Below are 13505 nucleotides of genomic sequence, written 5' to 3' on the forward strand. Positions count from 1 at the left end.
CGATTTGCTCAGACGAGCTTATGCCAATCAAAATAAATGCGCAATTCGATCAATAAAATGTTCATTTCGCGCAGACGAGCGGAGAAACAAGCCCGCAGCTGCGCGCCACGCGGCGCAGGTCGGACACAAATCCCGGTAGCGGGTAATATTGCCCGCTTGCTGATGGAGATTCTCTTGTCCGACACCCGCCCTCCCGCTCTCGACGAAATCGATCGCCAGTTGATCGCGGCCCTGCAGATCAACGCCCGCGAGCCGGTCGCCAATCTGGCCCGGCAGTTGGGGATCGCACGTACTACTGTCACCTCTCGCCTGGCGCGCCTTGAGAAAACCCGGATCATCACCGGCTACGGCGTGCGCCTGAGCCAGCGGGTCGTCGATGGCGGCCTGCAGGCGTATGTCGGGATCACCGTGCAGCCTCGTTCGGGCAAGGAAGTGTTGCGGCGTTTGAGCGCGCTGGCGCAGGTTCAGCAGTTGTGCGCGGTCAGTGGCGAATTCGACTACGTGGCCTGGCTGCGCACCGATTCACCCGAACAGCTGGACCAGTTGCTGGACCTGATCGGCAGCGTCGACGGCGTGGAAAAGACCACCACCTCGATCATCCTCAGCAGCAAGATCGATCGCGGGCAGCCGGTCTGACCAAAAAGTTCGTCATTTTGACTGATTTATCTACACAACGACGACACTCTGCGTCTTATTAACGTCTCAACTGTTATCTAGACTTTCCCTTTCGCGCCACAGTCGAACAAGGTCAGTCATGAAGAACAATCGCCACCCCGCCGACGGCAAAAAACCGATCACGATTTTCGGTCCGGACTTTCCGTTCGCCTTTGACGACTGGATCGAACACCCGGCCGGCCTGGGCAGCATTCCCCAGGAAAATCACGGCAAGGAAGTGGCCATCGTCGGTGCTGGCATCGCGGGGCTGGTCGCGGCTTATGAGTTGATGAAACTGGGCCTCAAGCCGGTCGTCTACGAAGCCTCGAAAATGGGCGGCCGCCTGCGCTCGCAGCAATTCGAAGGCGCCGAAGGCATCATTGCCGAGCTGGGCGGCATGCGCTTCCCGGTGTCCTCCACGGCGTTCTACCACTACGTCGACAAACTGGGTCTTGAATCAAAACCCTTCCCCAACCCGCTGACCGCAGCCTCTGGCAGCACTGTCATCGACCTGGAAGGCGCTACCCACTACGCACAGAAACTGTCGGACTTGCCTGCGCTGTTTCAGGAAGTGGCTGACGCCTGGGCCGATGCGCTGGAAGATGGCGCGCAGTTCGCCGACATTCAGCAAGCCATCCGCGACCGCGACGTGCCACGCCTCAAGGAACTGTGGGACAAGCTGGTGCCGCTGTGGGACGACCGCACTTTCTACGATTTCGTCGCCACGTCCAAAGCCTTTGCCAAGCTGTCGTTCTATCACCGTGAAGTCTTCGGTCAGGTCGGTTTCGGCACCGGCGGCTGGGACTCGGACTTCCCCAACTCGATGCTGGAAATCTTTCGCGTGGTGATGACCAACTGCGACGATCACCAGCACCTCATCGTCGGCGGCGTCGAGCAAGTGCCGCTGGGTATCTGGCGTCACGCGCCGGAACGTTGCGCTCACTGGCCGGAAGGCACCAGCCTCTCGACCCTGCACCACGGCGCGCCGCGTACCGGGGTCAAGCGCATTGCCCGCTCGGCCGACGGCCAGTTTGCCGTCACCGATAACTGGGGTGACACCCGGCATTACGACGCTGTGCTCGCCACCTGCCAAAGCTGGCTGCTGACCACCCAGATCGAATGCGAAGAGTCGCTGTTCTCGCAGAAAATGTGGATGGCCCTGGACCGCACCCGCTACATGCAGTCGTCGAAAACCTTTGTCATGGTTGATCGCCCGTTCTGGAAGGACAAGGACCCGGAAACCGGCCGCGACCTGATGAGCATGACCCTGACCGACCGCCTGACCCGCGGCACCTACCTGTTCGACAACGGCACCTACGCCAATGGCACCGAGAAGCCGGGCGTGATTTGTCTGTCGTACTCATGGATGAGCGATGCGCTGAAAATGCTGCCGCACCCAGTGGAAAAGCGCGTCAGCCTGGCCTTGGGCGCGCTGAAAAAGATCTACCCGAAGGTGGATATCGCCGCCCGCATCATCGGAGATCCGATCACGGTGTCGTGGGAAGCCGACCCGCATTTCCTTGGCGCCTTCAAGGGTGCACTGCCGGGGCACTACCGCTACAACCAGCGGATGTATGCGCACTTCATGCAGAAGGACATGCCTGACGATCAGCGCGGCATTTTCATCGCCGGCGACGACGTGTCATGGACGCCCGCCTGGGTCGAGGGCGCGGTGCAGACCTCGCTCAACGCGGTGTGGGGCATCATGACCCACTTCGGCGGCAAGACCCACGCCGAGAACCCGGGGCCGGGTGACGTTTTCCACGAAATCGGCCCGGTCGTGTTGCCGGAATAAGAGGCTCTCCATGCGCGTCGCTTTGTACCAATGCCCACCCCTGCCGCTGGACATCAGCGGCAACCTGCAGCGCCTGAATACCCAGGCGATCGAAGCGGCGGCCCAAGGCGCTGCGCTGCTGGTCTGCCCGGAGATGTTTCTCAGTGGCTACAACATCGGCGCGCAGGCCGCACGCTCACTGGCCCAGCGTAGCGACGGCCCGGCAGCACAAGCCATCGCCACCATCACCCAGGCGACTGGCGTGGCGATTCTGTATGGCTATCCGGAGCTGGGCGAGAACGATCAGGTCTTCAACTCGGTGCAGTTGATCGACGCCAAAGGTGCACGCCTCTGCAATTACCGTAAGACACATCTCTACGGTGAGCTGGACAAGTCGATGTTCAGTGCAGGAGAGGAGCATTTTCCGGTTGTGGAATTCGACGGCTGGAAGCTGGGTTTCCTGATCTGCTATGACGTGGAATTTCCCGAGAACACCCGGCGGCTGGCGCTGGAAGGCGTAAACCTGATTCTGGTACCGACCGCCAACATGGAGCCGTACGATTTCGTCGCCGAAGTCACCGTGCGTGCGCGCGCGTTCGAAAACCAGTGCTATCTGGTGTACGCCAACTACTGCGGCAGCGAAGGCCCGATTCATTACTGCGGACTGAGCAGCATCTGCGCGCCGGACGGCAAGCAGGTTGGGCTGGCGGGGCACGAGGAAGCCCTGGTGGTGGCGGATCTGGATCGGCAGGCCATGAGCGAATCCCAGGCGATCAACACCTACTTCAAGGACCGACGCCCCGGTTTCTATTCAGGGCTGAGCAAACCCTGAGTAACACCTCACCCGTAGCAGCACGGCTTGCCGGCGGGAGCGGTGTGTCAGTCACTGCATTAAGTACTGATACACCGCCCCCGCCGGCAAGCCGTGCTGCTACGGACCGCTGTATACATGCCGCCTGTTCTGTAATCCGCTAGCATGACCCTTCACTTTCCTACGCGACTGCGGAAATCGTCATGCCTGCACCCGACGCAACCACCCACCGCTCCCTGACCCTGCCCAACGGCCTGCGGGTGGAGCTGTGCTGTGCGCCGCGCCTGAAGCGTTCTGCAGCGGCACTGCGGGTGGCGGCGGGCAGCCATGATGTGGCGCCGCAATGGCCAGGGCTGGCGCACTTTCTTGAGCACCTGTTCTTTCTCGGCACGGAGCGATTTCCTGCCGATCAGAAGCTGATGGCCTACGTTCAGCGTCATGGCGGGCAACTCAACGCCAGCACTCGCGAACGCACCACCGACTTTTTCTTTGAGCTGGCGCCTGCTGCATTCGCCGGAGGGCTTGCGCGGCTGTGCGAAATGCTCGCGCATCCTCGTATGACGCTGGACGATCAGTTGCGGGAAAGGGAAGTGTTGCACGCAGAATTCATCGCCTGGTCGCGGGATGCCGCATCACGGGAACAACTCAGGCGCTTGCAGCCGTTGTCGCCTCTGCACCCCTTGCGCGGATTCCACGCTGGTAATCGCTTCAGCTTGCCGGTCCCGCGTCAGGCATTTCAGCAGGCGCTGCAGGATTTTTATCGTACCTTCTACCAGGGCGGACAGATGACCCTCAGCCTCGCCGGGCCGCAGCCGCTAGATGAGTTGGAGGCTCTGGCGCGGGCCCATGGCGGGTATTTCACAAAGGGCAGTCGGGTTAAGCAACAACTGCCCCCAGCGCTGATGGATGACCAGCGCGAATACCCGACCGATACCGATCAGCGTCAGATTCATCTGATGTTCCCGTGCGAAGGGCTGCCCGAGGGGCACGAACAGGCTGCGGCCTTCCTCTGCACCTGGATGAACAATACGCAACCGGGCGGGCTGGTCGCGCAATTGCGGGAGCGGGGGTTGGTCGACTCGTTGAAGGCTCAGGTGGTGTATGCGTTTGGCGGGCAGGTGTTGCTGGAGATTGAGATCGCGCTTTCTGACGCCGTCGCGGGCAAGCGCGCTCCTACAGAAGATCGCGCACACCCTGTAGGAGCGCGCTTGCCCGCGACAACGCCAGACCAGGCAACACAGATCCATAGCCTGATCCGCAGTTGGCTGACATTCTTCAAAACCCACCACCGCAACCTGCTCGGCGAGCACACGCGGCTGGAACAACGTCGCCTCGCCGTCAGCACCGCCCTGCCCCTGGCCCGACACTACAGCGCCCAGCCAACGGACTTGAACGATAACGCGATCGACGCCCTTCTCGACCAACTCACAGCTCCGGTCAATTTGCCATCCATGGCCTTGGGCGAGATCAACTGGCGCTTGCCTGAGGCCAACCCGTTCCTGCGCGCGCCATCCACGCCGATCAGCACGGCCACTACGCTGCCTGCCATGACATTCAGCGACGCCCTGCCGATGACCGGCGAGGCCGCCCTCTACCTGCGCTGGACCCTCCCCGCGCCGCAGCCGATGCTGCATCGAATGCTCAACGACAGCCTCAAGGCCCTGACCGCAGACGCCCAGCAGGCAGGCGTCACGCTGGCATTCACGGCCTACGGCAACTATTGGCAACTTAAATTGAGTGGCTTGGCCGAACCTGTGCCGGCCGTGCTGGAAAAAGCCCTGCAATTGCTCTCCCGTCCCGATGAGCAAACCCTGGCGAGATACGGTCAGCCGCTGACAGAACCCGCCCCCATTCCAATCCGTCAGTTGCTCGCCACCCTTGCTGATCACTTTTTGAACAGTACGCTTACCACGGAAACCAACGACTTGCAGAGCGTCTGGGCCAGCTCGCGCTGGGGCGGTTTTGCCACAGGGGTCGGCACGGCGCTGAATCACACCCTGCAACAGGTGCCCGGCAAGCCGGATAACGCGCCGATAGAACCGGCTGCCCAGATCCCAGGCCAGCGCTGGCGCAGCGAGCCGTCGGACTCTTCTGAAAATGCTGTGCTGCTTTTTTATCCGACGCCTTCGAACAGCATTGAGGATGAGGCCGTCTGGCGGCTATTCGCCCACCTGGTTCAGGCGCCGTTCTACCAACGTCTTCGGGTGGAAATGCAACTGGGCTACGCAGTTTTCAGCGGTTTCCGACAGATTGCCGGGCAAGGCGGGCTGCTATTTGGCGTGCAATCTCCCAGCGCCGACGTTGAACAACTGGTCGGACACATCGAGACATTCCTGCAAACCTTGCCTGAGCTGGTCGCGCAAGCAGACCTGCCTGCGGAGCTCGCAACGCTGGCCGGCCAGACGGACCCTGGCGCCATGGAAATCCCCGCAGCGGCCGAGCTTCTCTGGCAGGCGCACCTGTGCGGGCACCCCCAGGATTACCTCAAGCGGCTGCAACATTCGTTTGCACATTTGACCCCAGCGATGCTGCGGGATGCCGCCAGTCGGATAGCGCTACCTCAGACGGCCCGCCTTTGCCTGGCAAACCGCCCTAACCCACACGTCTAGCTGGCTGCAGCGAACCCATCGTTGCCTGATCTGTAAAAATCTTTATCGGATATTTCATCATTGAGCCGGAGTAAATTTTAGTAACATAGCTGCCTAAGCATTTGAACGTCTCCTCTCGTAGGTGTACTAAAGATGTACCCACCCACCGTTGCATTAACCCAGAAGGAGTCTTTTATGTGGACTAAACCTGCTTACACTGATCTGCGCATCGGCTTTGAAGTAACCATGTACTTCGCAAGCCGTTAATGTTTGCGCGGTGATAAGCCTCGGTTCGCCGGGGCTTTTTTGTTCCAGCACTCAAGATTTTTCTGGCCCGGCAGGCGGCCAATCGGCACGGAGTACCCATGCACATCCAGATTCTCGGCTCCGCTGCAGGTGGCGGTTTCCCCCAATGGAACTGCAACTGCGTCAATTGCGCAGGCTTTCGTGACGGCAGCCTGCGGGCTCACGCTCGCACTCAGTCATCCATTGCCCTGTCAGATGACGGCGTGAATTGGGTGCTGTGCAATGCCTCCCCCGACATCCGCGCGCAACTGCAAGGCTTTGCCCCCATGCAGCCCAATCGCGGCCTGCGTGACACCGGCATCAGCGCAATCATCCTGATGGACAGCCAGATAGACCACACCACAGGCCTCTTGAGCCTGCGCGAGGGTTGCCCGCATCAGGTGTGGTGTACCGACATGGTCCATGAAGACCTGACCACCGGTTTTCCGCTGTTCAACATGCTCAAGCACTGGAACGGTGGCCTTGTGTGGAACCGCATCGAACTGCAAGGCAGCTTCGTGATTCCGGCTTGCCCGAACTTGCGCTTTACGCCGTTTCCTCTGCGCAGCGCGGCGCCACCCTACTCGCCGCACCGATTCGACCCACACCCGGGCGATAACATCGGGCTGATGGTCGAAGACCTCAGGACCGGCGGCAAGCTGTTCTACGCACCGGGCCTGGGCAAGGTCGATGATGCCCTCATGGAAAAGATGAGCGGCGCCGACTGCCTGCTGGTGGACGGCACGATGTGGGACGACGACGAGATGAAGCGGCGCGGCGTCGGCACGCGCACCGGGACCGAAATGGGCCACCTGGCGCAGAATGGCCCAGGCGGAATGCTCGAAGTGCTGGAAAAACTGCCACGCCAGCGCAAGGTGCTGATCCACATCAACAACACCAACCCGATCCTCGACGAAGACTCGCCCGAGCGCGCGGAACTGGCCCGCCGCGAAGTCGAAGTGGCCTTCGATGGCATGAGTATCGAGCTTTAACGACGCGAATAAACTGTGGGAGTGAGCTTGCTCACGAAGGCGTCAGGTCAGCCAGCCCATTTGGCGCAGGCAGATCGCATTCGTGAGCAAGCTCACTCCCACAGGATCTGCGGAAATTCTTCAGGAAGAGTGACGACATGAGCGAAAACACGCCGCTGTCCCCCGCCGAATTCGAACAGGCCCTGCGTGCCAAGGGCGCGTATTACCACATCTATCACCCGTATCACGTGGCGATGTATGAGGGCCGCGCCACCCGCGAGCAGATTCAGGGCTGGGTCGCCAATCGCTTCTATTACCAGGTGAACATTCCCCTGAAAGATGCGGCAATTCTGGCCAACTGTCCGGATCGCGAGATTCGTCGCGAGTGGATTCAGCGCCTGCTCGACCACGACGGCGCCCCCGGGGAAGACGGCGGCATCGAAGCCTGGTTGCGCCTGGGCCAGGCGGTCGGTCTGGCCCCTGACCAACTGCGCTCGCAGGAACTGGTACTGCCAGGCGTAAGATTCGCCGTCGATGCCTATGTGAATTTCGCTCGCCGCGCCAATTGGCAGGAAGCGGCCAGCAGCTCCCTGACCGAACTGTTCGCCCCGCAGATCCACCAGTCCCGCCTCGACAGCTGGCCGCAGCATTACCCGTGGATCGACCCGGCCGGCTACGAATATTTCCGCACCCGCCTGGGCCAGGCTCGACGCGACGTGGAGCATGGTCTGGCGATCACGCTGCAACACTACACGACCTGGGAAGGCCAGCAGCGCATGCTGGAAATTCTGCAGTTCAAACTCGACATTTTGTGGAGCATGCTCGATGCCATGAGCATGGCGTACGAGCTGCACCGCCCGCCCTATCACAGCGTCACTGACCAGCGTGTCTGGCACAAAGGTATCGAGCTATGAGCTTCAATCGCGAACACGTCCCCGCCTGGCGCCGTGGCTATCGGTTCCAGTTCGAACCGGCGCAGAATGGCCATGTGCTGCTGTACCCGGAAGGCATGATCAAGCTCAACGAGAGCGCTGCTGAAATTGGCGGGCTGATCGACGGCAAACGCAGCGTCGGTGCGATCATTGCCCTGCTGGACGAAAAATTCCCCGGCGTTCCCGAGCTTGGCAGCGATGTCGAGCAATTCATGGAGGTCGCGCGTGCAGAACACTGGATCGAGCTTGCCTGACGCTGCAACCCAAGCCCCCGTGTCAGGCGAATCCAAGGTGCACATCCCGCCTACGCCACCGGTCGGGCTGCCGCTGTGGCTGCTCGCGGAATTGACCTACCGCTGCCCGCTGCAATGTCCGTACTGCTCCAACCCGTTGGACTTCGCCAGGCAAGGGCAGGAGCTGACGACCGAACAGTGGTTCAAGGTCATGGCCGAAGCCCGGCAAATGGGCGCGGCGCAAATCGGCTTTTCCGGCGGTGAGCCGCTGGTGCGCCAGGATCTCTCGCTATTGATCGCCGAAGCGCGGCGGCTGGGGTTCTACACCAACCTCATTACCTCCGGCATTGGCCTGACCGAGCAGAAAATCATCGATTTCAAGGAAGCCGGCCTGGACCACATCCAGATCAGCTTCCAGGCCAGCGACGAGCAAGTGAACAACATGCTCGCAGGCTCGAAAAAAGCCTTCGCCCAGAAGCTGGAAATGGCCCGTGCAGTGAAAAAACACGGCTATCCGATGGTGCTCAACTTTGTGACCCACCGGCACAACATCGACCGCATCGACAAGATCATCGAGCTGTGTGTGGCGCTGGAGGCGGACTTCGTCGAATTGGCCACCTGCCAGTTCTACGGCTGGGCGCACCTGAACCGCGTCGGCCTGCTGCCGACCAAGGATCAACTGGTGCGCGCTGAACGCATCACCAACGAATACCGGGAGAAGCTTGCCGCCGAGAATCACCCGGTGAAGCTGATTTTCGTCACACCCGACTATTACGAAGAGCGCCCGAAAGCCTGCATGAACGGCTGGGGCAACCTGTTCCTGACCGTCACGCCGGATGGCACCGCCCTGCCCTGCCACGGCGCGCGGCAGATGCCGATCCAGTTTCCCAATGTGCGCGATCACAGCATGCAACACATCTGGTATGAGTCTTTCGGCTTCAATCGCTTTCGCGGTTACGAATGGATGCCCGAGCCGTGCCGCTCCTGCGATGAAAAGGAAAAGGATTTCGGCGGCTGCCGTTGCCAGGCCTTCATGCTGACGGGCGATGCCAGCAACGCAGACCCTGTGTGCAGCAAATCACAGCACCACGGGCTGATCACCCAAGCCCGCGACGAAGCCGAGTATGCTAGCCAGACCATCGAGCAACTGGCTTTTCGCAATGAACGAAACTCACGGCTCATCGCCAAATCCTGATCTGTTCTCTGCCGCCCAGGCTGTGGCGGCAGGCGTTGATTTCTCCGAGCTGAGCGTCAGCGCCGCCGGCCTTTTCTGGATCGAATTTCGCCCGCAGGATGCCGCCTCGCGCATCTGGCGCTGGCACAACGGCCTCACCTCCTGCCTGACGCCCGAAGGTTTCAGCGTCCGCACCCGTGTCTACGAGTACGGCGGCGGGTCGTTCAGCCTGACTGACGACGCACTGGTGTTCGTCAACGAGGCCGACCAGCAGCTCTACCTCCAGGCGTTTGACTCCATCACCCCGCAGCCACTGACCCAGGGTGACAGGCGCTTTGCCGACCTGAGCGTTGCCCGCGGCCAGGTGTTCGCCGTGGAAGAGGATCAGGACACGCACCGTCTGGTGAGCATTGACCTGGCAGATGGCAGGCGTGAAGTGCTGGCAGAGGGCGCGGACTTTTATGCGGCGCCCACCCTGAGCCCCGATGGCGAGCGGCTGGTGTGGATCGAGTGGTGGCGCCCGCACCAGCCCTGGACTTCGACGCGGCTGTTGAGTGTCGAGCGTCTGGCTGATGGTACGTGGGGACGCGCGCACTGCCTGGCGGGCGGGCTGGGGCTCGAAGCGTTGCAGCAACCGCGTTTCGACGAGCAAGGCACGCTGTATTGCATTACCGACCGGGGCGGGTTCTGGCAGCCCTGGGTCGAGACACTGGACGGCTTCATGGCCCTGCCCGCCGCCAAGGCCGATCACGCGGGCGCGCCTTGGCAAATGGGCGCTTCGAGCTGGCTGCCGACTGGTAATAATGGCTACCTGGCCACCTGGTCGGAGAATGGCGTTGGTGTGCTTGGCCTGCACAGGACTGACGGCTCGGTGGACGATTTCAGCGGCGATTACAGCCGTTTTCGTAGCCTGGCGATGGATGATCAGTACATCTACTGCATCGCTGCGTCGGCAGTCAGCCTTGCGGCCGTGATCGCCATCGATCGACAGGACAAAACCGTCCAGTTGCTGGCAGGCGGTGTCACGCCCCTGCCCGCCGAGCGCATCAGCCGCCCGCAGACCTTGCGCTATCCAAGCGGCTCGGGCGAGGCACACGGCTACTTCTATCCGGTCATGAACGGCGACGCGAAACCGCCACTGGTGGTGTTCGTCCATGGCGGGCCGACCTCAGCCTGCTACCCGGTGCTGGACCCGCGCATCCAGTTCTGGACCCAGCGCGGGTTTGCCGTGGCCGACCTCAACTATCGCGGCAGCACCGGTTACGGCCGGGCGTATCGGCAGGCGCTGTTTCTGGAGTGGGGCGCGGTGGACGTCGAAGACGCCTGCGCCGTGGTCGGGCATCTAGCCGAACGCGGGCTGATCGACCCGAACAAGGCCTTTATCCGTGGCAGCAGCGCGGGTGGATACACGACGCTCTGTGCGCTGGCGTTCAAGGATGTGTTTCGTGCAGGTGCCAGCCTGTATGGCGTGAGCGATCCGCTGGCCCTGGCCGAAGCGACCCACAAGTTCGAGGCGGATTATCTGGACTGGCTGATCGGCGATCCGGACATCGACATGGCGCGCTACAAAGAACGCACGCCGCTGTTACATGCTGACAGAATCAAGGTGCCGGTGATCTTCTTTCAGGGCGAGCTGGACGCGGTGGTGGTCCCCGCCCAGACCCGCGACATGCTCGACGCGCTGAGGGAACGGGGCATTCCGGCAGAAGGCCACTTTTACCCTGAAGAACGCCACGGTTTCCGCAAGGCCGAGAACCTTGCCCATGCGCTGGAAAGCGAATGGGCGTTTTATCGCAAGGTGATCGACGGCTGAGAAACCCGGACCGTAGCAGTCCGGCTTGCCGGCGTGGCGGATTCAAGATCGCTCCCGCCGGCAAGCCGTGCTGCTACGAAGCGTTCGCCGAAAATCTCTGAATGGTCACCTCTCATCCCGTAGCAGCACGGCTTGCCGGCGGGGGCGGCCTCATGATCGCGATCGCCCGCAAGCCGGATGAAGACGGGAAGATCTAAGCGCGGCTGTTACTTACGGCTGGCAATGATGTAGACCGCGTGAATGATCCCCGGGAAATAACCCAGCAACGTCAGCAGGATATTCAGCCAGAACGCGCCGCCGAATCCGACTTGCAGGAACACGCCCAGGGGTGGCAGCAGGATGGCGACGATGATGCGAATGATGTCCATGGGTGAAGCTCCTGATCGATAAGAGGCCTGTATGGCCCACACAGCTAATCGACCCTGGCGCGTTGGCGGGGTTCAACATCGCATGTCATCAAGCCATCACCCCGGAAAAAAAGCGCCCCGCTCCCAGAGATCCGGTGCGGGGCGAGGCGTACAAAACGCAAGACGGTATTCGGTTATGCCAACAGACCGTGCAAAGCCTGGATATACGGCGCTGCCTTGGGTTGAGATCTGGGCGCGGGCCTTGGCGCATGGTGGGAAACCGGCTCCGGCACAAAGCCTGGCAACCTGTCGAGATCAGCCGTGCAGGCATGGCCGCGGACCAGCAACGCCGCGCTGCGGGGGCTGCAATTGGAATGGTCGCCCAGCACCACGATATCGGCGCTGATGCCATAGGCCTCTTCGCACAGCAACCCGCCCTGCTGCCCGGTCGAGCCACGGGCATCATTGAGAATCAGCAGGATGTTCAGCTCGCGGCACAGCTTGGCCACACCTTGTACATAAGCCTGAAAGGCAGGTGTCACGACGCTCTGCCCCTGAATCGGCTCAAGCACAATGGCAACAGTGGCGGAATCGACAGCCGCATCCAGCGCAGCCAAGTCGTTGAACGGCACACTAGAACAGTCCGAGGCCATCGATTCGATCAGCCCGTCGAATCGTCCGCCGCTAGCGAGCACCACACCACACTTGCCGCGCCGATGCCGCTCACCCCATTTGCGGGCCAGCGTCATCGCTGCCGCACAAGCGTCGGATTCAGTGGCGAACAGGCCGGCTTCATCACAGCCGGTGCGAAGACGCAGGCGCTGCAGAGGCGATAGAAGCGAGTGACCCAAACCCTGATCCGGATTTTTCGCTTTACCTATGTAAACACCCTTGGCACCAGCACTTGTCATCGCGTGTTATCGCTCTGTAACCCTCGTGAGTTGCGCGTAGACTAAGGGCCATCAGCCGAAACGACCATTTCGATTTTCCAGCCATTTCGATAAGTATTGCTTATGGATTTCCGCCAACTGCGTTATTTCGTCGCGGTCTATGAAGAAGGCCATGTAGGACGCGCTGCCGAGCGCCTTTCGCTCTCTCAGCCTGCACTCTCCCAGCAGATCCGCCTGCTTGAACACAGCCTTGACGTCAGCCTCTTCGAACGCAGCAGCAAACGCCTGCTGCCGACGCTGGCCGCGCACACCCTCTACAACCACGCGGTGCCGCTGCTCGAAGGCATGCAGCGGGCGCGGGATGCGCTGCGCAACTTCAAGGGTCAGTCGCAGCGCACCCTGGCCATCGGGGTGATGCAGACCGTGCACTCAAGTCTGGTGCCGCAAATGCTCGAACACGTGCGCAAGGCCCAGCCGCATCTGGTGGTGCAGATCTATGAATTGAGCGCGATGGAGATCGAGCGCCGCCTGCTCAACGGCTCGCTCGACATCGGCATCAGTTACCTGCCGCCGCGTCAGCCGGGTTTGCACGGCATGCTGCTGTACGAAGACGAACTCAAGCTGGTCATCCCGGCCAGTCATCCGCTGCGTGAATTCAAGAAGGTGTCGATGAGCCAGGCGGCGGAGATGCCGATGCTGTTGCTGGGCGAAGAGTTTCAGGTGCGGCAGATCTGGCAGAGCCAACTGGCCAACCTCGGTCGCCGCCCCCATGTGCAGGCCGAGCTGAACAACATGGCGGGCATTCTCGACAGCCTCACCCACATGAAGCTTGCGACGGTGTTGCCCGGGCGGGCGCAGAATATTCAGGAAGATGTCGAGCTGTTGTGGAAGCCGTTGAGCGAACCGCGGGTGCCGCTGCAGATTGGCCTGGTGTATCGGGATGCACAAAGACAGCAGGCGACTCTGGAATTGCTCAAATCGGTGCTCGATGAGGTGGAGAATCCCAACCCCCCACCGTTTGCAGGGACGTGAG

General features: G+C 61.4%; 13 protein-coding genes. 11 read left to right on the forward strand and 2 right to left on the reverse strand.

What is annotated here, in order from left to right:
• Positions 1-174 precede the first annotated feature (174 nt).
• The 10 genes from ACIPOO_RS16720 (at position 175) to ACIPOO_RS16765 (ending at position 11235) form a co-directional block, all read left to right on the forward strand.
• Positions 175-636 (forward strand): Lrp/AsnC family transcriptional regulator, encoded by a 462-nt coding sequence (locus ACIPOO_RS16720; protein ID WP_274131486.1) that lies wholly within the window; start codon positions 175-177, stop codon positions 634-636.
• 118 nt (positions 637-754) lie between these two features.
• Positions 755-2449 carry an NAD(P)/FAD-dependent oxidoreductase gene (locus ACIPOO_RS16725; RefSeq protein ID WP_274131488.1) on the forward strand — a complete coding sequence of 565 codons (1695 nt, stop codon included), beginning with the start codon at positions 755-757 and terminating at the stop codon, positions 2447-2449.
• Positions 2450-2459: 10 nt separating this feature from the next.
• On the forward strand, positions 2460-3260 hold the full coding sequence (locus ACIPOO_RS16730) for a carbon-nitrogen hydrolase family protein (protein ID WP_400608620.1): 801 nt from the start codon (positions 2460-2462) through the stop codon (positions 3258-3260).
• Positions 3261-3442: 182 nt separating this feature from the next.
• Positions 3443-5848, forward strand: a complete 2406-nt coding sequence (gene pqqF, locus ACIPOO_RS16735) for a pyrroloquinoline quinone biosynthesis protein PqqF (RefSeq protein ID WP_400608621.1) — start codon at positions 3443-3445, stop codon at positions 5846-5848.
• A 174-nt stretch (positions 5849-6022) separates the two neighbouring features.
• Complete coding sequence (gene pqqA / locus ACIPOO_RS16740) at positions 6023-6094, forward strand: pyrroloquinoline quinone precursor peptide PqqA (RefSeq protein WP_008365141.1); 72 nt, start codon at positions 6023-6025, stop codon at positions 6092-6094.
• Between the two features lie 98 nt (positions 6095-6192).
• A complete protein-coding gene (gene pqqB / locus ACIPOO_RS16745; RefSeq protein ID WP_400608622.1) occupies positions 6193-7104 on the forward strand; it encodes a pyrroloquinoline quinone biosynthesis protein PqqB in 912 nt (303 codons plus the stop codon).
• 137 nt (positions 7105-7241) lie between these two features.
• Positions 7242-7997 (forward strand): pyrroloquinoline-quinone synthase PqqC, encoded by a 756-nt coding sequence (gene pqqC, locus ACIPOO_RS16750; RefSeq protein WP_400608623.1) that lies wholly within the window; start codon positions 7242-7244, stop codon positions 7995-7997.
• The gene (gene pqqD, locus ACIPOO_RS16755; RefSeq protein ID WP_400608624.1) at positions 7994-8269 is read left to right on the forward strand and encodes a pyrroloquinoline quinone biosynthesis peptide chaperone PqqD; all 276 of its coding nucleotides are present in this window, start codon (positions 7994-7996) and stop codon (positions 8267-8269) included. Before pqqC ends, pqqD begins: the two co-directional genes overlap by 4 nt.
• Entirely contained in the window at positions 8241-9443 is a 1203-nt protein-coding gene (pqqE, locus tag ACIPOO_RS16760; protein ID WP_400608625.1) for a pyrroloquinoline quinone biosynthesis protein PqqE, read from the forward strand. The genes pqqD and pqqE overlap by 29 nt, the downstream gene beginning before the upstream one ends.
• Positions 9409-11235: a prolyl oligopeptidase family serine peptidase gene (locus tag ACIPOO_RS16765; RefSeq protein WP_400608626.1), complete on the forward strand. Its 1827-nt coding sequence runs from the start codon at positions 9409-9411 to the stop codon at positions 11233-11235. Before pqqE ends, ACIPOO_RS16765 begins: the two co-directional genes overlap by 35 nt.
• Positions 11236-11441: 206 nt before the next feature.
• On the opposite strand, the gene ACIPOO_RS16770 is transcribed toward ACIPOO_RS16765, so the two are convergent.
• Together ACIPOO_RS16770 and ACIPOO_RS16775 are read right to left on the reverse strand one after the other, a co-directional pair.
• Positions 11442-11603 (reverse strand): YqaE/Pmp3 family membrane protein, encoded by a 162-nt coding sequence (locus tag ACIPOO_RS16770; RefSeq protein ID WP_274131500.1) that lies wholly within the window; start codon positions 11601-11603, stop codon positions 11442-11444.
• Positions 11604-11776: 173 nt separating this feature from the next.
• Positions 11777-12433, reverse strand: coding sequence for an aminotransferase class III-fold pyridoxal phosphate-dependent enzyme (locus tag ACIPOO_RS16775; protein ID WP_400608627.1), 657 nt, complete (start codon positions 12431-12433; stop codon positions 11777-11779).
• Between the two features lie 162 nt (positions 12434-12595).
• On the opposite strand from ACIPOO_RS16775, the gene ACIPOO_RS16780 reads away from it, so the two are divergent.
• Positions 12596-13504: a LysR family transcriptional regulator gene (locus tag ACIPOO_RS16780; protein WP_400608628.1), complete on the forward strand. Its 909-nt coding sequence runs from the start codon at positions 12596-12598 to the stop codon at positions 13502-13504.
• The last annotated feature ends 1 nt before the right edge of the window (position 13505 follow it).

Source organism: Pseudomonas sp. NPDC090201 (assembly GCF_044746825.1).
Classification (GTDB): Bacteria; Pseudomonadota; Gammaproteobacteria; order Pseudomonadales; family Pseudomonadaceae; genus Aquipseudomonas; species Aquipseudomonas putida_AD.

Excerpts from the sequence above, each read along its gene's own strand:
- ACIPOO_RS16725 (WP_274131488.1), top strand. The coding sequence starts at position 755 with ATGAAGAACAATCGCCACCCCGCCGACGGCAAAAAACCGATCACGATT.
- ACIPOO_RS16770 (WP_274131500.1), bottom strand. The coding sequence starts at position 11,603 with ATGGACATCATTCGCATCATCGTCGCCATCCTGCTGCCACCCCTGGGC.
- ACIPOO_RS16780 (WP_400608628.1), top strand. The coding sequence starts at position 12,596 with ATGGATTTCCGCCAACTGCGTTATTTCGTCGCGGTCTATGAAGAAGGC.
- pqqD (WP_400608624.1), top strand. The coding sequence starts at position 7,994 with ATGAGCTTCAATCGCGAACACGTCCCCGCCTGGCGCCGTGGCTATCGG.
- ACIPOO_RS16730 (WP_400608620.1), top strand. The coding sequence starts at position 2,460 with ATGCGCGTCGCTTTGTACCAATGCCCACCCCTGCCGCTGGACATCAGC.
- ACIPOO_RS16765 (WP_400608626.1), top strand. The coding sequence starts at position 9,409 with ATGAACGAAACTCACGGCTCATCGCCAAATCCTGATCTGTTCTCTGCC.
- pqqB (WP_400608622.1), top strand. The coding sequence starts at position 6,193 with ATGCACATCCAGATTCTCGGCTCCGCTGCAGGTGGCGGTTTCCCCCAA.
- pqqC (WP_400608623.1), top strand. The coding sequence starts at position 7,242 with ATGAGCGAAAACACGCCGCTGTCCCCCGCCGAATTCGAACAGGCCCTG.
- pqqF (WP_400608621.1), top strand. The coding sequence starts at position 3,443 with ATGCCTGCACCCGACGCAACCACCCACCGCTCCCTGACCCTGCCCAAC.